General features: G+C 70.3%; 14 protein-coding genes. 12 read left to right on the plus strand and 2 right to left on the minus strand.

The features are described from left to right. Nucleotides 1–36: 36 nt before the first annotated feature. A complete protein-coding gene (locus OHT21_RS43260; RefSeq protein ID WP_328773714.1) occupies nucleotides 37–1410 on the plus strand; it encodes a PI-PLC domain-containing protein in 1374 nt (457 codons plus the stop codon). Nucleotides 1411–1416: 6 nt separating this feature from the next. On the opposite strand, the gene OHT21_RS43265 is transcribed toward OHT21_RS43260, so the two are convergent. Both OHT21_RS43265 and OHT21_RS43270 read right to left on the minus strand, forming a co-directional pair. Further along, nucleotides 1417–2127 (minus strand): dienelactone hydrolase family protein, encoded by a 711-nt coding sequence (locus OHT21_RS43265; RefSeq protein ID WP_328773715.1) that lies wholly within the window; start codon nucleotides 2125–2127, stop codon nucleotides 1417–1419. Between the two features lie 86 nt (nucleotides 2128–2213). Further along, a complete protein-coding gene (locus OHT21_RS43270) occupies nucleotides 2214–3113 on the minus strand; it encodes a LysR family transcriptional regulator (protein ID WP_328773716.1) in 900 nt (299 codons plus the stop codon). A gap of 120 nt (nucleotides 3114–3233) precedes the next feature. On the opposite strand from OHT21_RS43270, the gene mgrA reads away from it, so the two are divergent. The 11 genes from mgrA to OHT21_RS43325 all read left to right on the plus strand — a co-directional run bounded on the left by mgrA (nucleotide 3234) and on the right by OHT21_RS43325 (nucleotide 18151). Beyond that, nucleotides 3234–4223: an L-glyceraldehyde 3-phosphate reductase gene (gene mgrA / locus OHT21_RS43275; protein ID WP_328773717.1), complete on the plus strand. Its 990-nt coding sequence runs from the start codon at nucleotides 3234–3236 to the stop codon at nucleotides 4221–4223. Between the two features lie 279 nt (nucleotides 4224–4502). Then, nucleotides 4503–4913, plus strand: coding sequence for a hypothetical protein (locus OHT21_RS43280; RefSeq protein ID WP_328773718.1), 411 nt, complete (start codon nucleotides 4503–4505; stop codon nucleotides 4911–4913). A gap of 117 nt (nucleotides 4914–5030) precedes the next feature. Next, the gene (locus OHT21_RS43285) at nucleotides 5031–7373 is read left to right on the plus strand and encodes an ABC transporter ATP-binding protein/permease (RefSeq protein WP_328773719.1); all 2343 of its coding nucleotides are present in this window, start codon (nucleotides 5031–5033) and stop codon (nucleotides 7371–7373) included. Between the two features lie 5 nt (nucleotides 7374–7378). Next, on the plus strand, nucleotides 7379–8962 hold the full coding sequence (locus OHT21_RS43290; RefSeq protein ID WP_328773720.1) for a hypothetical protein: 1584 nt from the start codon (nucleotides 7379–7381) through the stop codon (nucleotides 8960–8962). Next, the gene (locus OHT21_RS43295; protein ID WP_328773721.1) at nucleotides 8962–9960 is read left to right on the plus strand and encodes a serine/threonine-protein kinase; all 999 of its coding nucleotides are present in this window, start codon (nucleotides 8962–8964) and stop codon (nucleotides 9958–9960) included. The genes OHT21_RS43290 and OHT21_RS43295 overlap by 1 nt, the downstream gene beginning before the upstream one ends. Before the next feature lie 245 nt (nucleotides 9961–10205). After that, entirely contained in the window at nucleotides 10206–10787 is a 582-nt protein-coding gene (locus tag OHT21_RS43300) for an antibiotic biosynthesis monooxygenase (protein ID WP_328773722.1), read from the plus strand. A 28-nt stretch (nucleotides 10788–10815) separates the two neighbouring features. After that, nucleotides 10816–12936: an aminodeoxychorismate synthase component I gene (gene pabB, locus OHT21_RS43305; RefSeq protein ID WP_328773723.1), complete on the plus strand. Its 2121-nt coding sequence runs from the start codon at nucleotides 10816–10818 to the stop codon at nucleotides 12934–12936. Further along, nucleotides 12933–14507 carry an AMP-binding protein gene (locus OHT21_RS43310; protein ID WP_328773724.1) on the plus strand — a complete coding sequence of 525 codons (1575 nt, stop codon included), beginning with the start codon at nucleotides 12933–12935 and terminating at the stop codon, nucleotides 14505–14507. Before pabB ends, OHT21_RS43310 begins: the two co-directional genes overlap by 4 nt. Before the next feature lie 59 nt (nucleotides 14508–14566). Then, complete coding sequence (locus OHT21_RS43315; protein ID WP_328773725.1) at nucleotides 14567–16135, plus strand: class I adenylate-forming enzyme family protein; 1569 nt, start codon at nucleotides 14567–14569, stop codon at nucleotides 16133–16135. Continuing rightward, nucleotides 16132–17310, plus strand: coding sequence for an FAD-dependent monooxygenase (locus OHT21_RS43320; RefSeq protein ID WP_328773726.1), 1179 nt, complete (start codon nucleotides 16132–16134; stop codon nucleotides 17308–17310). Before OHT21_RS43315 ends, OHT21_RS43320 begins: the two co-directional genes overlap by 4 nt. Nucleotides 17311–17356: 46 nt before the next feature. Beyond that, nucleotides 17357–18151, plus strand: coding sequence for an aminotransferase class IV (locus OHT21_RS43325; RefSeq protein WP_328773727.1), 795 nt, complete (start codon nucleotides 17357–17359; stop codon nucleotides 18149–18151). The last annotated feature ends 132 nt before the right edge of the window (nucleotides 18152–18283 follow it).

Here is an 18283-nt window from a genome sequence, read left to right on the forward strand (position 1 = left end):
GCGGCCGCACCCTCGTGCAGCGGAAAGGACCCCCCCATGCTCCGGAACCGTCGCCCCCTGCTCGCCGCCACCACCGCGGGCGCGGCGCTGGCCACCGTCTTCGTCGCCCCCTCGTCCGCCCCCGCCGCCGAAGTCCCGGGCGTCGGCGCGTACTACGTCCAGAGCGCGACCACGGGGCTGAACGCGGCCGACAGCGGGGGAGCGGTCGTCCAGCGCAACCCCAAGGGCAACGAGGACCGGCAGCAGTGGACGCTCCGGCCCAGCGGTGCCTCGTATGTGCTGGAGAGCACGGATACGGCGGGCAGTTGTCTGGGCCGCTCGGGCGATCAGGCCCGTACCGTCGGCTGCGCGAGCGCCGACGCCCCCTGGGAGGTGAGACCGAACGGAGCCGACCAGTACCGGCTCAAAGTCCCCGGCGCCGAGCGCTACTTGACGGTCGGTGCCAAGCCCTCCGGGGCCAACTACCCCGCCCAGCTTGCCGTGGGCCCGGCGGGCGGACTGGCCAACTGGTACCTCACCCCGGTGACCTCACCGACCGCTCCCATGCCGCCGCCCGACCAACGCACCCTGGACCAGGTCACGTTCCTCACCTCGCACAACGCGTACGCGAACGGTGTCGACGGCGGCTTCGCCCCGCCCTTCGTGAACCTCGTGCCGAACCAGACCCGCGGCATCAACCAGCAACTCACCGACGGCGTACGCGGGTTCATGCTGGACATCCACCAGACGCCGGACGGCGCGATCCTGTGCCACAACAGTTGCACGCTCGTCGGCAGCCCGGTCGCGCTGTGGGTCGACCTGCAGCGCATGGTGGACTTCCTGAAGCAGAACCCGAGTCAGTTCATCACCGTGTTCCTCGAGGACTACGTCGATCCTGGCGTCCTGCGCGGTGAACTGGCCCGCGTGAACGGCCTGTCCGACGTCCTCTACCGCCCGGACCAGACCGGCGTACGCACCAACGGCTGGCCGCGGATGGCGGACCTGATCGCCGACAACGACCGCCTGCTCATCTTCAGCGACCACAGCCGCTCCGCCGACCAGGCCGCAGGCCTCACCCGGGACAGCTTCGGCGTGATGTACCAGCGTGAGTGGACCGTCGAGAACTACTGGACCATGGGATCCGGCCTCGGTAGCTCCGACTGGTCCTGCCACAGCCGCTGGTACGACGCCAACACCAACATCCCGCTGACCCGCACGGCGCCGCCCTTCCGCCCGCTCTTCGTCATGAACCACTTCCGCGACGTACCGATCGCGGGCACGGCAACAACCGACAACACCAAACTCACCGACCGCGCCCAGCGGTTCTGCCAGCCGGCCGCCCGCAAGAAGCCCAACTTCCTCGCGGTGGACCGCTACGACCTCGGCTCGCCTGCGTCGGCGGTGGCCACCTTGAACTCGTATACGTATTAAGGGACTTCAGCCCAGCCGGGCGTGCAGGAACTCGACGGTACTGCTCCAGGCCAGGGCTGCCGACTCGGGGTCGTAGACCTCGGGGCGGCCGTCGTTGAAGAAGGCGTGGTCGGCGGGGTAGACGCGGAGGTCGGGGGTGATGCCGGACTGCTGCCGGATCGTCTCGCGGAGGGTGTCGAGGCTCTCGGCCGGGATGGCGGCGTCGCGTTCGCCATAGTGGCCGAGGACCTCGGCTTTGAGGCCCGAGAAGTCGGGGAGTTCGCCGCGGATGACGCCGTAGAAGGGAACCGCAGCGCTCACGCGCGGGTCGACGGCGGCCTGGTAGAGGACGAAGCCGCCGCCCATGCAGAAGCCGACCGAGCCGACGGAGTCCGAGGTGACCGCGTCGAGCGAGAGCAGATGGTCGACCGCGCCGGAGAGCAGCTCGACGCCGCGGGAGACCGGCAGGTCCTGCATCATGCGCAGGGCCTCGCCGCTGTCGTGCGCGACATTCCCGCCGTACAGGTCGGGAGCGAGCGCCACGAAACCCTCCGCCGCCAGCCGGTCGGCGACATCCGCTATGTGGTCGGTCAGGCCCCACCACTCCTGGATGACGATCACGCCCGGGCCCTGACCCGACGGGGGCAGCGCCAGATAGCCGTGCGCGGTGGTCCCGGCACTCGGGAAGGTCACGTTCTGATGGGCGGGAGCCCCGGTCGGCCTGGGTGTCTCGGACATGGTGCGTCACTCCTGTCACTCGATCTTGCCCCCAGCATGCAGGAGGCGTACGAAGCGACAGTGGGCGGGCCCCTGCCCGGGCGGGCTCACGTCCCCTCAGCCGTGGCCTCCGATTCGAGCACTTCCATCAGCGCCCGCGCGGCCGGGCTGGTCGCGTCCGGCGGCGGAAGCATGGCGACCGTCTCGTACGAGGTCTCGGCGGCGTCCTTCAGCGGGAGTGCGGTGAGGGCCGACGCCTCGCGCTTATGGCCGAAGTGGCGTGGTACGACCGCGATGCCGAGGCCCTCTTGGACCAGATCGAGGAGGCTGTGTACGTCGTTGACCTCGAGGGCGACCGTGCGGTGCACGCCCGCTGCCGCGAAGGCCGAGTCCGTGGTGCGCCGGGGGCCCCAGTCGGGGTGGAAGTCGACGAAGTCCTCGCCGCCCAGTTCCTGAGGCGTGACCGCGCCGCCCTCCGCCAGTCGGTGCGCGGGATGACACAGCACGGTCATCGGCTCGCTGGTCAGGGGCAGACAGCGGAGCTGGTCGGTGTCGGCCTGCGTAGTCACCGCGAAGGCCAGGTCGAGGCGGCCGGCCGCGACCTCCTCGGCCAGCGCGCCGGACCCCGCCTGCCGCAGCCGTATCTCGACATCGGGGTGGCGCCGCCGGAACGCGGCGAGCAGCGGGGCCACGCACACTCCGGCGATGCACTGTTCGGTGCCCAGGGAGAGGGTGCCGCGGAGCACGCCCTGTACGGCGGCCACGGCGTCCCGGGCCGCCCTGACCTGGGCGAGGATCCGCTCGGCCTCGGTCAGCAGGGCGCGACCGGCCTCCGTGAGCGTGACGCGGCGGGTGGTGCGGACGAACAGCGGGGCCCGCAGCTCACGTTCCAGGGCGCGGATCGAGGCGGACAGGCCCGACTGCGACACCATCAGCCGCTCCGCGGCACGGGTGAAATGCTGGTCCTCGGCGACGGCGACGAAATGCTGTAGGTGGCGCAGTTCCATGATTGAGAAGCGTATCCGCTGAATTCCATCCGATTCTTCTGTTGGACCACTGCTCGGTGCCCGCGCGAGAGTAGAGCCGTCTTTGCCCTTTTCCTTCCTTCCCGGCCCAATGGAGTACGCGTGTACACCGCACACCCCGACCGCTACACGGACATGCCCTACCGGCGCACCGGACGCAGCGGTCTGAAACTGCCCGCGCTGTCGCTCGGCCTGTGGCACAACTTCGGCCCGGACCGGCCGGTCGACACCCAACGGCAGATCCTGCGCCGCGCCTTCGACCTGGGCGTCACCCACTTCGACCTGGCCAACAACTACGGTCCGCCGCCCGGCGCCGCGGAGTCGGCACTCGGTGAGGCGCTGACGGCGGACTTCGCGCCGTACCGCGACGAGCTCGTCATCTCCACGAAGGCCGGCTATCTGATGTGGCCGGGCCCGTACGGGGAGTGGGGCTCGCGCAAGTACCTGCTGTCCTCGCTCGACCAGAGCCTGGACCGGATGGGTCTCGACTACGTGGACATCTTCTACTCGCACCGCCCCGACCCGGACACTCCCCTGGAGGAGACGATGGGGGCGCTGCACTCGGCGGTCCAGCAGGGCAAGGCGCTGTACGTCGGCGTGTCCAACTACTCGCCGGAGCAGACGCGTGAAGCCGCCCGCATCCTGGGCGAGTTGGGCACCCCGCTGCTGATCCACCAGCCGCGCTACTCGATGCTCGACCGGCGTCCGGAGGACGGACTGCTGGACGCGCTCGACGAGTTGCAGGTTGGGTCGATCGCCTACTCGCCGCTGGAGCAGGGCCTGCTCACCGGCCGCTACCTCAACGGCATCCCGGAGGACTCGCGAGCCGCGAGCGACAGCCCCTTCCTGAACGCCGACACGGTCACCGAGGACCTCGTACAGCAACTGCGTGCCCTCGACGAGATCGCCAAGTCGCGCGGCCAGACCCTGGCCCAGATGGCGCTGGCGTGGGTGCTGCGCGGCGGCCGCGTCACGTCCGCGCTCGTCGGCGCGAGCAGCCCTCAGCAGCTCGAGGACAGCGTGACGGCGACCCGTAATCTCGAATTCGCCGAGGACGAGTTGGTCAGAATCGACGCCATTGTCAACTCGTGAGGCGATTCCGCAGCGTTCAAGCCAATGTGCGCCTTGAATATGCCAAGAGACTGGCTGAAATGGCGTAGTGACAGAGGGTCAGGAGTGACGATACTGAAACTCTGAGTACACGGAGTACTCGGACTCTGAGTACCCGCATCGCGCGAGCACTCGCATCCCGAGTACTCGCACCCTGAGCTCCTTCGGCCACAGGCCGATCAGCCCCATCGTGCACAACCCGCACAACGCAAGGAAAGAGAGGCCGGAACCGGCGGCAGGCCGGGCAACGGGGGAGAGATCGTGCACGACGAGTTCCTTTGCCATGTCACGGCGTACGGAATATGCGGCGGGCGCCGGGTGGGCGTACCCCTGGGAACCTATCGGGCGCCCACCCTGGCGTTAGCGATGTGGTGGTTACGGGACCGGGCCTCCTGGATCGCCGAGCGGCTCGATCCGGATCCCGAGGCCCCGTACTACCCGCCGAACTCGGTCGCGCCGGTCGCGGACACGACGCCCGATGTGCCCGGCATGCTGCGTTTCTGGTGCGGTGACATGGCCCAACAGGACTTAGCCGCTGAGTTGTTGGCCGCCGGGCAGTTGGTCCGCATCGCCACGCGGGACGACACCACCGAGTACGAGTTGCTGGCCGAGTCGGTGGACGCGCTGCGGATGCAGCGGACGATTCCCCTGTTGACCGTTCCTGCCGCCTGACCTCGGTCTGCCTGGCCGTCCTGCCTGGTCGCCTTGCCTGGTCGTGTGACCTCGGCCCGCGGCCCGGGGGCCGTCTCCGATCAGGCGCATATATGAGCGAATCGATAGAATCCGGGCATGGGAGAGCGGTTCACTGCGCCCGAGCTCGTCCTCGAGACCGAGACGGGCTCCATGGTGATGACCCCGAGCCGGGCCTATCACGTCGGGCGTGACCCACTGAGCGACATCGTCATCGACGATGCCCGGGTGTCCTGGCATCACGCGGTGCTGCGGCCCGAGGACGGTCACTGGAAGCTCGAGGACGAGAACAGCACGAACGGCACATACGCCGACGGCCGCCGGGTCCACGCGTGGGACGTCGGCGCCGGGAGTGTTCTGCGCTTCGGCCACCCCGCCGACGGCCCGCGCGCCGTACTCACCAGCAGGCCCCCGCCAGCCGCCGAGCCCGCCGAGCGCCCGTCCGCCGTCTCCGTGCCCGCCGCGACCGGCACCTTCCGGCAGCCCACGACCGTACGCCCGCTGCCCTCCCGTACCGTCCGCATCGGCCGCGGCGGCGACAACGACCTGGTCGTCGACGACCTGGTGGTCTCCCGACGGCACGCGGAACTGCGCGCCCACGCGGACGGTACGTACGAGATCGTCGACGTCGGCAGCCACAATGGAACGTTCCTCAACGGGCAGCCCGTGGCACGGGCCCTGATCTCCGAGGGCGACATCGTGGGGATCGGCCACTCGGCGTTCTGCTTGGTCGGCGACCAGTTGCAGGAGTACGTCGACACCGGTGAGGTTTCGCTCGACGTACAGGATCTGACGGTCGCCGTGGACCGTGGCCGTAAGACGCTTCTGGACCAGGTGTCCTTCCCTGTCGGCGAGAAGTGCCTGCTCGCGGTCGTCGGTCCCAGCGGCGCGGGCAAGTCCACGCTGCTGAACGCGCTGACCGGGCAGCGCCCCGCCGACAAGGGCACGGTGCTGTACGACGGCCGCGACTTGTACCGCGACTACGCCGAGCTGCGCCAGCGCATCGGCCTCGTACCGCAGGACGACATCCTGCACGCCCAGCTGACCGTGCACCGAGCCCTCGGATACGCCGCCGAACTGCGGTTCCCGCAGGACACTGCGAAGGCCGAACGCCGCGAACGGGTCGACGAGGTGATCCGTGAGCTGGGCCTCGAGCAGCGCGCCGGGCAGAGCATCCACAGCCTCTCGGGCGGCCAGCGCAAGCGCGTCAGCGTCGCCCTGGAACTGCTGACCAAGCCGTCGCTGCTGTTCCTCGACGAACCGACGTCCGGGCTCGACCCGGGCATGGACCGCTCTGTGATGCACATGCTGCGCGGCCTCGCCGACGACGGGCGCACCGTCATCGTCGTCACGCACAGCGTCCTCAGCCTCGACGTCTGCGACCGGCTCCTCGTGCTCGCACCCGGCGGCCGGATCGCCTACTACGGGCCGCCCGATGACGCCCTCGCCTTCTTCGGCTTCGAGCACTGGCCCGAGGCATTCGAGGCCTTCGAGCGGGATCGTGACCGGGACTGGGCGCGGGACTACCGGGCGTCGCCGTTCCAGCGGCGGTACATCACCCACTCCAGCGCGCAGCCGCATCGTCCGGTGCGCGCCCGCGGTCAGGTCGTCGGGCCGCCGCCGAAGGCGCAGAGCTGGGGCGCGCAGGTGCGCACGCTGGTGCGCCGGTACGCGGCCGCGCTGTCCGCCGACCGGACCTTCCTCGCCATCATGATCGCGCTGCCGTTCGTGATGGGCGCGATGGCCCGGGCGCTCGCCGGAAGCCGGCTCGACCGGGAGTCCGTGCTGAACACGCTGCTCATCCTGTGTGTGGGCGGAGTCCTGACGGGCGCGGCCAACGCGGTACGGGAGCTGGTGAAGGAACGCGTGATCTACCAGCGCGAGCGCGCCGTCGGCCTGTCCAGATCGGCGTATCTGATGTCCAAGGTCGTCGTCCTCGGCACGATCACCGTCCTGCAGGCCGTCGTACTGACCTTGGTGGCACTGTTGGGCGTCGATCTGAACGCGCCGGGCGGCGAAGGAGTCCTCATGCCGCCCCTCGCCGAGATCACGGTCGCCGTCGCGCTGCTCGCGTTCACGGCGATGATGCTCGGCCTCCTCGTTTCCGCGCTGGTGCGCAAGGAGGAGGTGACGATGCCCCTGCTCGTGCTCCTGGCCATCGTGCAGGTCGTGTTCTGCGGTGCGCTGCTGAAACTGGACGGGGTGCCCGGGATCGAACAGTTGGCGTGGCTGGTGCCGTCGCGGTGGGCGCTGGGCGCGATGGCGGGCACCGTCGAACTGGCCCGGCTCTCCCCGGGCGACCTGACCTCCGACCCCCTGTTCCGGCACGAGACGCACGTATGGCTGCTCGACGTGGGCATGCTCGTCGCTCTGTCGCTGGTCTTCGCATACCTGGTCGCCCGGCTGCTCAGGCGGCACGAACCCGAGGTCATGCGGAAGTAGGCGCGATGACGACTCCCGGCTTCCACCCCACGCACGTCGTCCCTCGAGACGGCATGCCGGCCTGGGATGCCCCCGACCCCGCCCGCCCCACCGTGCCACTCGACGCGCTGCTCCCGGTCCGCCTCGTCGACCGGCGCGGCGACTGGGGCCACATCGTCTGCGCCAACGGCTGGTCGGCATGGGTCGACGGCCGCCTCCTGATCGCGGTACCCCAGGAACCGCCCGCCGCCGCCCACCCACTCGCCCGCACAGCGGACCCACGCCCACTGCTCACGCGCGTGGAACAGGCTGTCGGCCGCTACCGCCAAGCGGTCGAGGACCTGACCGCGGGCCGCCTCAACGGAGAGACCTTCCACGCCCGCACACAGGGCCTACGGATCGGAATCGTGGCCGACGGCGAGTCCGTATGGCTGTACGAGGCGGAACACGAGCGCTGGGTCTATTGCGACGGCACGCACTTGACGACGTACGCGACACCGGCGCCTCCGGCGACGGAACGGGGGGAGCCGGGTGCCTCGGCCGGGCGGGAGTCGCTTCCCCCGGCCGGGCCGGAGCGGCCCGCCTCGGGGGCGGCGGAGCCGACGCGGGTGGTGGACGCGCGCGGCGCGTCCGGGGCGAAGCCGCCCCGTGGCGTGGGGGAGGCCGGTGTGGGGTCCGATGGGGATCCGACGCGGGTCGTCGCAGATGCCAACGGCGCTGCTACGGCAGAGCCGACGCAGGTCGTGGACGCCACCGACGGTGTCGCCGGACCGGAACCCACGTGGGTCGTGGACGCCCCTGAGCCGACGCGGGTGGTGGACGCCCGCGCGTCTGGGGTGGAGCAGACCCCTGGCGTGGGGGAGGCCGGTGTGGGGTCCGATGGGGATCCGACGCGGGTCGTCGCAGATGCCAACGGCGCTGCTACGGCAGAGCCGACGCAGGTCGTGGACGCCACCGACGGTGTCGCTGGACCGGAACCCACGTGGGTCGTGGACGCCCCTGAGCCGACGCGGGTGGTGGACGCCCGCGCGTCTGGGGTGGAGCAGACCCCTGGCGTGGGGGAGGCCGGTGTGGGGTCCGATGGGGATCCGACGCGGGTCGTCGCAGATGCCAACGGCGCTGCTACGGCAGAGCCGACGCAGGTCGTGGACGCCACCGACGGTGTCGCTGGACCGGAACCCACGCGGGTCGTGGACGCCCCTGAGCCGACGCGGGTGGTGGACGCCCGCGCGTCTGGGGTGGAGCAGACCCCTGGCGTGGGGGAGGCCGGTGTGGGGTCCGATGGGGATCCGACGCGGGTCGTCGCAGATGCCAGCGGCGCTGCTACGGCAGAGCCGACGCAGGTCGTGGACGCCACCGACGGTGTCGCCGGACCGGAACCCACGCGGGTCGTGGACGCCCCCGAGCCGACGCAGCTCGTGCCGGATCGGGAGGACACCCGAGTCGTGGGCGACCGGGAGGAGACCCGAGTCGTGGACGACCCCGAGGCGCCCCAAGCCGTGGTCGACCGCAAAGCGTCCCCAGAAGCCGCAGACCCGGACGCGACCCAAGCCATCGGAGACCCCCGTCACGCCCCCACCCGCATCGTCACGAGCGACGGTGAACCCTGATGTCGCCCGACGCGAACCCCTACTCGGGGCGTCCCTCCGAGCTGATCGGCCGGCAGATTGCGGGGTACCGGATCGAGTGTGAGATCGGGCGCGGTGGGATGGCCGTGGTGTACCGGGCCAAGGATCTGCGGCTGGAGCGGACCGTGGCGCTCAAGCTGCTCGGGCCCGAGCTCGCCCGTAACGACACCTTTCGGCAGCGCTTCACGCACGAGTCCCGGGTGGCCGCCGCCATCGACCACCCTCACATCGTGCCGATCTTCGAGGCGGGCGAGACCGACGGCGTGCTGTACATCGCGATGCGGTACGTCTCCGGTCGCGACCTGCGTCATCTGCTGGACCGGGACGGTCCGTTGCCCGTCGAAGTGGCCGCGCGGATCATCGGTCAGGTGGCGTCCGCGCTGGACGCCGCGCACGACCACGGTCTGGTCCACCGGGACGTCAAGCCCGGCAACATCCTGGTCGCCCAGGGCACCGACAGCGATCACCCGGAGCACGTCTACCTCACCGACTTCGGCCTCACGAAGAAGTCGCTGTCGCTGACCGGATTCACGACGGTCGGTCAGTTCGTCGGCACACTCGACTATGTGGCCCCCGAGCAGATCTCCGGCCGCCCCGTCGACGGACGCTGCGACGTTTACAGCCTCGCCTGCGTCACCCACGAAACCCTGTCCGGCAAACCGCCCTTCCAACGCGACGACGACATGGCCCTGCTGTGGGCGCACCAGTTCGACGAGCCGTCCCGCCTGACCGAGTCGCGCCCCGATATCGCCGCCCCCGTCGACGGTGTACTGGCGAAGGCGCTCGCGAAAAGCCCGGAGGATCGTTACGAATCCTGTCGTGCTTTTGTCGCCGCGCTGCGGGCGGCGGCGACCGGGACCACACCGACAGGTCACCCGCCGACTCAGGTGGATCTCCGGGTGGCCGGGGTCGGAGCGATGGAGAATCCGGGTCTGCCCCCTGAACCGCCGCACTGGGCCCTGCCGGTATTCCACGGGTAATGGTTTGCGTGGCCGCTGTTTTCGGTAAGCAGCGGTAGGCAGAATAGCGATCGTGCCCATTTTTCGGCTCGCCGTGCAAGCGCTCTCAAGGGAACCGTCAGAATTCCGTAATCGTTACCCCGGGGTACCCGTCGGCAAATGCTGTCAAGGTGCGCGAAAGAGTGACTTAAGCGTGCGTATCGGACAGCTTGAAAAACCTCGTTGAAGATTTGAGCGTGCCGGGGTTTCTTTCCGTACCCGGAGGAGTGACCAGGAATCCCGTTACCGTCACCGTGGCGTATCACGTGGTGCCGGGCTGTGAGTCCGCCTTCCATCGCTGGGGGTGGGCAGCGCTGCGCGCGTGTGCGCGTGAGCCGGGCTTTCTCGGGGGTGGCGTGCTCGTCGACGGAGAGGCTGATTGGCATGTGGTCTACCGCTTTGACAGCGAGGATTCGGCCCGGACCTGGGAGAACTCGCCCACCCGGGCTCAGTGGGCTGCCCAGGCGGAGGGACTCGCACGGGAGACCGGACGCCGCAGCGTGCAGGGCTCCAGAGCATGGTTCGAAGCCCAGGCCGCCACGCCGGCCACCCCGCGACCGCCACCGAAATGGAAGCTGTGGCTGATCAATATGAGCGCGGTCTTTCCGCCGGTGCTCTTATTCAATCTCCTCGTGCTGCCCTATATCGGCGACCTCAACCCATTGCTCCGCACTCTGCTGCTGTGTCTCTGCGTGACGGCCATCGTCACCTGGATTCTCATGCCACGGCTGCAGCGTTTCTTCAAGAAATGGCTGTACCCGCCGATTCAGACGATGCTCCGCGGGCGGCACAAACGTCGGGCCGCATAGGCTCGTGAACGACAAAGGAGGTGGGCGGGTGAAGACCCTGCTCATCGACAATTACGACTCGTACACGTACAACCTGTTCCAGCTGATCGCCGAGGTCAACGGCGAGGAGCCGGTGGTGATCCTCAATGACACCCCGGCCGGCGAAATCCCGGATCTAGGGGAATTCGACAATGTGGTGGTGTCGCCGGGCCCGGGACACCCCGCCGAATCGCGTGACTTCGGCATCGCCGCCCGGATCCTCGCCGAGGCGGAAATCCCCGTACTGGGCGTCTGCCTGGGCCATCAGGGCATCGCACTGGGGGAGCGGGGACTGGTCGAGGCCGCCCCCGAGCCCCGGCACGGCCACCTCTCCACGATCCGGCACGACGGCGAGGACCTGTTCCAGGGGCTGCCGCAGCAGTTCACCGTGGTCCGCTACCACTCGCTGTCCGTGCGCGAGCCGCTGCCCGAGACCCTGGAAGCCACCGCATGGTCCGAGGACGGCGTACTGATGGGGCTGCGGCACCGCACCCGGCCCCTGTGGGGCGTGCAGTTCCACCCCGAGTCCGTACTCACCGACTACGGCCACCGCATGCTGGTGAACTTCCGCAACCTCACCGCGGAACGGGACCACAGGCCGCGTACGAAGAACACCGCGGTCACCCCGGCCGCGGCGGCGATCCCCCGCCCCCGACGCGCCCCGCGCCCCGCCCACCGGCTGCACACCCGCCGCATCGCCACCGCCGTGGACACCGAAGCCGCCTTCACCCGGATGTGCGCCGACGCCCCGCGGGCGTTCTGGCTGGACAGCTCCCGTGTCGAGGAGGGGCAGTCGCGTTTCTCGTTCTTCGGGGACGGCAGGGGCCCGCTCGCCGAGTTCGTCCGCTACGACGTCGACACCGGCCTCTGCGAAGTCGAGCGACCCGGACGGCCCCTGCGCAAGGTCCGCTCCTCCGTCTTCGACTATCTGAAGCGGCAGCTGGCGACCCGTCATGTCGACGGCACAGGACTGCCCTTCGACTTCACCGGCGGCTATGTCGGCTACTTCGGCTACGAGTTGAAGGCCGACTGCGGATCGGAGAACCGCCACCGGGCCGAAACCCCCGACTCCTGCTGGCTGTTCGCCGACCGGCTGATCGCCGTCGACCACGAGGAGGGCTTCACCTACGCTGTCTGCCTGGCCGAGGCCACCCCGCAGGCCACCCGCGAAGCCACCGACTGGCTCGACAGCGCGATGGCCCAGCTCAGCTTCGTCTCCACGGACAAGCCGCCGCTGCCCGTCACCTCCGAGCCGGACCTCGAAGCCGCAGAACCCTGGCTGGTCCGCGACCGGGCGACCTACCTCGCGGACATCGAGGCCTGCCAGCGGGAACTCAGGGCAGGCACCAGCTACGAGATCTGCCTGACCAACGCCGCCCGGTTACCCGCACCGCCCGACCCGTACGACTTCTACCGGGTGCTCCGGCGCGTCAACCCCGCGCCCTACGCGGCCTTCCTGAGGTTCGGCGACCTCGACGTGGCCGGCTCGTCCCCCGAGCGCTTCCTGCGGATCACCCCGGACGGCATCGCCGAGGCCAAGCCCATCAAGGGCACCGCACCCCGCGGCGGCACCCCGGACGAGGACGCCCGGCTACGGGACGACCTGGCCGCGGACCCCAAGACCCGCGCCGAGAACCTGATGATCGTCGACCTGCTCCGCAACGACCTGGGCAGGGTCTGCGAAACCGGCTCGGTTCGGGTCTCCCGACTCATGGCCACCGAGACGTACGCCACCGTCCACCAACTCGTCTCCACCGTCGAGGGACGGCTGCGCGAGGGCACGGACGCGGTGGACTGCGTACGCGCCTGCTTCCCCGGCGGCTCCATGACCGGCGCGCCCAAGATGCGCACCATGGAGATCATCGACTCCCTCGAGACCGAGGCCCGCGGCGTGTACTCCGGCGCCCTCGGCTACCTGGGGTGCGGCGGCGGCGCGGACCTGAGCATCGTCATCCGCACCGCCGTGTTCACCGACGGCCTGATGCACCTGGGGGCCGGCGGCGCGATCGTCCTCGACTCCGATCCGGCCGCGGAGTACGACGAAATGCTGCTGAAGACCGCGGCACAGATGCGGGCCGTCCACCAGGAGCACACCGCTGTCCCCGCCACCGCCGAGGAGCCGACCCGATGACCACCACACACACAGACCGGCCGACCGCGCAGTCCACGCCCAGCCTGACGACCCTTCAGGCCACGCGGACCTTCACCGACGCGGGCGCCCCCGGAAACCTCGCCGCCCACCTGGCCGCGCTCGCCGAGCGGCGCGACTGGACCGGGCGGACCGCGTTCCACCAGGGCCACCAGTCCTGGACCCACGGCGAGGTGCACGACCTCGCGGCCCGCGCGGCCACCGTGCTCGCCGACCACGGCGTGGGTCCCGGCGACCGGGTGCTGATCGCGCTGCCCGACTCCGTCGCCTGGGTGACGGCCTTCCTCGCCACCGCCCGGCTCGGAGCCGTCGCGGTGCTCGTCAACCCCGAACTCACCGCCCCCGAGCACGAGTTCATGGCCGAGGACACCCGCGCCGCGCTGTGCGTGACCGGCCCCGGCCTCGAGGACAGGTTCGCGGACCGCGCCCGCCTCGGCGCCGACCAGCTGGTCGCGCTCACCCGGACCGCCGAGCCGACCGCCGAGGCCCACCCGGTCGACACGCACAGCCCGCTCTACATCCAGTACACCTCCGGAACCACCGGCAGCCCCAAGGGAGTTGTGCACTGCCACGGCGACCCGAAGACCTACCACGACCTGATCGGCCGGCGATTGCTGAAGATCACCCCGGAGGACGTCACCCTGTCGGTGTCGAAGCTGTTCTTCGCCTACGGCTTCGGCAACACCTTCGCCTTCCCGCTGTTCTCCGGCTCCTCCGCCGTACTGGTGGACCGGCGCCCGACCCCCGCGGCCATCGACGAGATCGTCGTACGGCACCGGGTGACCATGCTCTACTCCGTGCCGTCGGCGTATGCCGCCCTCGTGGCCGACCGGGCAGGCGGCCACACCGCCTGCTTCGCCTCCGTACGCGCAGCCATCTCGGCCGGTGAAGGCATGCCCGCCGGGCTCGGTGAACAGATCACCGCACTCCTCGGCGCACCCGTGCTGGAACAGATCGGCTCCACCGAGGCCGGACACGCCTTCTGCGCCAACAGCTTCCAGCACAACCACCCGGGCACCGTCGGTCGCCCCGTACCCGGCTTCGAGGTCGAGGTGCGCGACAGCGCCGGACGCCCGGTGTCCGACGGCACAGCGGGCGAACTGTGGGTCCGCGGACCGACGTTGACGCCCGGCTATCTGAACCGGCCCGAGGAGACCGAACGCACCCTGGTGGGCGGCTGGCTCGCCACGAGGGACCGGGCGCGCCGCGAACCCGACGGCACGATCCGGCACTTGGGCCGCGCGGACGACATGGAGATGGTCGGCGGCATCACCGTCTCCCCGCTGGAGGTGGAGGCCGTACTGCGCACCCACCACGCGGTGAAGGAGATCGCCGTCGCCGCCGTCACCGACCGCAGCGGCGCCAACCGGTTACGCGCCTTCGTCGTCCCCGTCACCCCGATCCCGGCCGGCCTCGAAGCCGAACTCATCGCCCTGGCCCGTGACCGCCTCGCCGCCTTCAAGGTCCCCCGCAGCGTCAGCTTCGTCCCCACCCTGCCCCGCACCTCTACCGGAAAACTCCGCCGCCACCTCGTCCGCCAGGGCGCGTGGTGACCATGAGCGCCGACTCGTCGAACCCGGCCTCAGGTACCACTGCAGAAAGGATTGGGCGCATGCCACAGCAGCAGCCCCTGCTCCCCGATCGCGGCTTCTATCTGGGCCCGATGTTCCGGCAGGCGGCCGACCGCCACGGAGCGGCCTTCGTCACGCTCGACCGGCCGCTGGACGTCAACCCCGACCTCGGGGTCTACCTCAGCTACACCGTGCTCGCGGACCTCGTCGACGAGCTGTCCGGCCGGCTGTGGGAGGCCGGGGTCAGGCCGTCGGAGGAGGTGGTCATCCACAAGTCGGACAACGTCGACATCATGCTGCTGACCTGCGCCGTCTCCCGGATCGGCGCCGTACCCGCGCTGCTCGCGCCCGCCCTGGCGGGCCCGGTGGCCGGACAACTCCTCGAACGCCTCCACAAGCCCTGGCTGATCACCGACCGGGCCAAGCTGGAAGGACCGCTCAAGGACCTCGAACTCCCCACACTCGTACGGCAGACGCTCTCCGTGGACGACGCACCCGGAGCCGTCCCCCTGGAGCGGTACGCCGGCAGCAAGCCACCCGCGCCCGTACGGCTCCACCCCCGTGAACCCTCCCTGATCACGCACAGCTCGGGCACCACCGGCGTCCCCAAGCTCGCCGTGCACTGCCCGAACAGCATGTGGAACCGGCTCGTACCGCAGAAGGCGATGGGCTGGCCCACCCGCGGCGAAATCGCGGCACTGCACATGTCGTTCGTGCACTCGCGCTTCTACCACCTGCTCGGCGTGCTGCTGCACTTCGGCAGCCCACTGGTGCTCATCACCCACCCCGAACCCGCCTCGGTCGGCCCCCTGCTCACCCGCCACCGCCCCGGCATCGTCGAGACGCACCCCAACACCTTCGTACTGTGGGAGGAGTTGGCCGACGCCCCCGGAGCGCCGCTGTCCCGGGTCCGCTCGTACGGCTCCACCTTCGACGCCATCCACCCGCGGACCGTGCGGCGGCTGCTGGACGCCTCCAAGCGCCGCTCGCCGTATCTGATCCAGCTGTACGGGCAGAGCGAGACGGGCCCGGTCGCCTTCCAGTGGTTCACCCGGCGCAGCGCCGCCCGCGCCGACGGCCGCCGGGTCGGCATCGGCATCCCCGGCTTCACACGGGTACGCATCGCCGACGGCTCCGGCGGGCGGGCCAGGCCCGGAACACCCGGACCGATCGAGGCCCGCACCAGGGGCCGCATCCTCACCTACCTCGGTGCCCGGGAGCAGTACCTGCGCCAACTCGACGGTGACTGGTGGCAGATGGGCGACATGGGCTACCAAAGCCGCCTGGGCGCCCTGTATCTGATCGACCGTGAGATCGACCAGATCGACTCCGTGCACAGCAACCTGGAGGTCGAGGACACCCTGATGTCCCGACTGGAGGAGCTGCGCGAGGTCGTCATCGTGCGAGGCGCCGACCGCGAACCCGTGCCGGTCGTATGCGTCCGCGGCGACGTGCCCCTGGACATGGAGCGCTGGCGGAAGGCCACCGACGACCTGCCCGCCATGGCGGAACCCCGGCAGTGGCGCTTCGAGGAGCTGCCGATGACCGCCACCTGGAAGGTGAAGCGGGTGGAGATCACCCGCATGCTGACCGAGGGCACCCGCACATGAGCCCCGTCATCGTGGTGGGCGCGGGACCCGTGGGCCTGTCGGCCGCCCTCGCCCTGCGCGCCCGCGACCTGCCGGTCACCCTCCTGGAAGCCGACCCCGAGGGCCGCGAACGGCCGGGCAGCCGCGCCCTGTTCGTCCACCGGGAGACCCTGCACCTGCTCGAGTCGATGCGACCGGGACTGGCCGAGGAGATCACCGCGTACGGAAGCACCTGGCAGACCAAGCGCACCCTGTACCGGGGCCGCGAGGTCTACTCCCGCACCTTCCCGCCGCCCTCGGGACCACCGCCATTCACCAGCCTGCGCCAGGTGGACACCGAGCGTTTCCTGCTCGCCGCCTGCAAGGATGCCGGAGTCGAATTCGTGTGGGGCGCCGAGGTGGTGGGCGTACGCACCGGCCCGACCGGCGTCACCCTGACCGACGACGACGGCCGCACCTGGACCGGCAGCCACGTCGTCGCCGCCGACGGCGCCCGCTCGGCGCTGCGGCGCGAACTGGGCATCGCCCTGGAGGGCGGCCACGCGAACGGCTTCCACGTCGTCGTGGACGTCGCCGACATCCCGGGCGCGGAACTCCCGCTGGAGCGGGTCTTCCACTACGAGCATCCGGGCGTCGGCGGACGCAGCGTGATGCGCGTGCCGTTCACCGGTGGCTTCCAGCTCGACCTCCAGTGCCGCGACGACGACCGGCAGGAGGCGTACGGCACCGAGGAGTCCGTACGAGGCTGGCTGCCGGCCGTGGTGGGGGAGGGCTACGCCGACCGGATCCTGTGGGTGTCGACGTACCGATTCCTGCGCAAGGTCGCCGCCGGCTTCACCGACCCGCACCACCGGGTGCTGCTCGTCGGCGAGGCGGCGCACCTCTTCCCGCCGTTCGGCGCACGCGGCATGAACAGCGGAATCGCCGACGCGGCGGCGGCAGCGGAGGCCATCGCCACCGGAGTGCCGGAAGCGGTCGCCCACTTCGCCGCGGCCCGGCGCGCGGCGGCCCTGTTCAACAGCGCCGCCGCCGGCACCGCACTGGACCATCTACGGCCCCGCCGGCGGATCGTACGGGCCAAACAGCGCGCGGCAGCGGCACTCGCCCCCGTACTGCCGTGGTGCGGAGCCTGGCTGGAGCACGCTCCGTACGGGCCCCGCAACGGCTCACCGGCAAGCGCCGGCCGAAAGTACTAGGCCCCTGAGGAGACACGCAATGACAGAGGTAATGAGAGGAGTCTCTATGACGCAACCCGCAACCGCAGAGGGCCTGTTGGCCTGGAACCCGGGCAGTGGTCTGACCCGGGGGCTGGCGGCCGACACCCGACTGCTGGCCGCGGACTCGTGGCTGCTGCGCGACGGACTGGTGCGCGGCTTCGAGCGGCACCGGGCACGCTTCGAGCGCGCCTGCGCCGACTGCGGCGCCCCACTGCCCGGACGACTCACCGAGTTCTGGCGGGACATGACCGCGGCCCTGCCCCGAACGGGAGCCTGGTTTCCGCGCGTCGAACTCGTCCGAGGATCCCTGCAGTTGAGACTCCTGCTGCGGCACGCCCCCGAACTGGCCCCAGATGTACGGGTGTGGGCGGCGGGCCAGCTCGACCCGCGGACCGTGCCCCGCCGCAAGGGCCCCGACCTCGACGTCCTGGCCCGGGTCAGGCAGCGGGCGGCCGGACAGGGCGCCCAGGAAGCCGTACTCATCGCGCCCTCGGGCCTCGTCCTGGAGGGATCGAGCTCCAGCCTCCTGTGGTGGGAGGACGACACCCTCTGCTCGCCCCCGACACGGCTGCCCCTGCTCCCGGGCGTCACGCTCGGGCTCATCCAGGAACGAGCCGCGGCCACCGGCATCCAACTCGCCCACCGCGAGCGGACCGTGGAGGAACTGGAGGGCCGCGAGGTGTGGCTGGTGAACGCCCTGCACGGGATCCGTCCGGTGGTCGCGTGGGAGGGCAGACCGCTGGAGGCGGGCCCGGCGTTGCGGGCAGAGGAATGGAGAAAATGGCTGGACGACATCATGGAGCCGTTGCCGGTCACCTGAAATCGACGTGCGAGGGGATGCTTCTGCGACCCGCGACAAAAGACAGCACATCGAAACCGAAGAAGGCGCCGGACGAATGAAATCGCCCGGCGCCCTCGACCCATTTCTGAATTCAGACCGGATTCACATCCG

The sequence above is a fragment of the Streptomyces sp. NBC_00286 genome (assembly GCF_036173125.1).
Lineage (GTDB): Bacteria > Actinomycetota > Actinomycetes > Streptomycetales > Streptomycetaceae > Streptomyces.

What these genes read in the sequence shown, in the direction of transcription:
- OHT21_RS43285 (WP_328773719.1), top strand. Translation starts at nt 5,031, where the DNA reads ATGGGAGAGCGGTTCACTGCGCCCGAGCTCGTCCTCGAGACCGAGACG.
- OHT21_RS43295 (WP_328773721.1), top strand. Translation starts at nt 8,962, where the DNA reads ATGTCGCCCGACGCGAACCCCTACTCGGGGCGTCCCTCCGAGCTGATC.
- OHT21_RS43260 (WP_328773714.1), top strand. Translation starts at nt 37, where the DNA reads ATGCTCCGGAACCGTCGCCCCCTGCTCGCCGCCACCACCGCGGGCGCG.
- OHT21_RS43310 (WP_328773724.1), top strand. Translation starts at nt 12,933, where the DNA reads ATGACCACCACACACACAGACCGGCCGACCGCGCAGTCCACGCCCAGC.
- OHT21_RS43320 (WP_328773726.1), top strand. Translation starts at nt 16,132, where the DNA reads ATGAGCCCCGTCATCGTGGTGGGCGCGGGACCCGTGGGCCTGTCGGCC.
- OHT21_RS43290 (WP_328773720.1), top strand. Translation starts at nt 7,379, where the DNA reads ATGACGACTCCCGGCTTCCACCCCACGCACGTCGTCCCTCGAGACGGC.
- OHT21_RS43265 (WP_328773715.1), bottom strand. Translation starts at nt 2,127, where the DNA reads ATGTCCGAGACACCCAGGCCGACCGGGGCTCCCGCCCATCAGAACGTG.
- OHT21_RS43325 (WP_328773727.1), top strand. Translation starts at nt 17,357, where the DNA reads ATGACGCAACCCGCAACCGCAGAGGGCCTGTTGGCCTGGAACCCGGGC.
- OHT21_RS43315 (WP_328773725.1), top strand. Translation starts at nt 14,567, where the DNA reads ATGCCACAGCAGCAGCCCCTGCTCCCCGATCGCGGCTTCTATCTGGGC.
- OHT21_RS43270 (WP_328773716.1), bottom strand. Translation starts at nt 3,113, where the DNA reads ATGGAACTGCGCCACCTACAGCATTTCGTCGCCGTCGCCGAGGACCAG.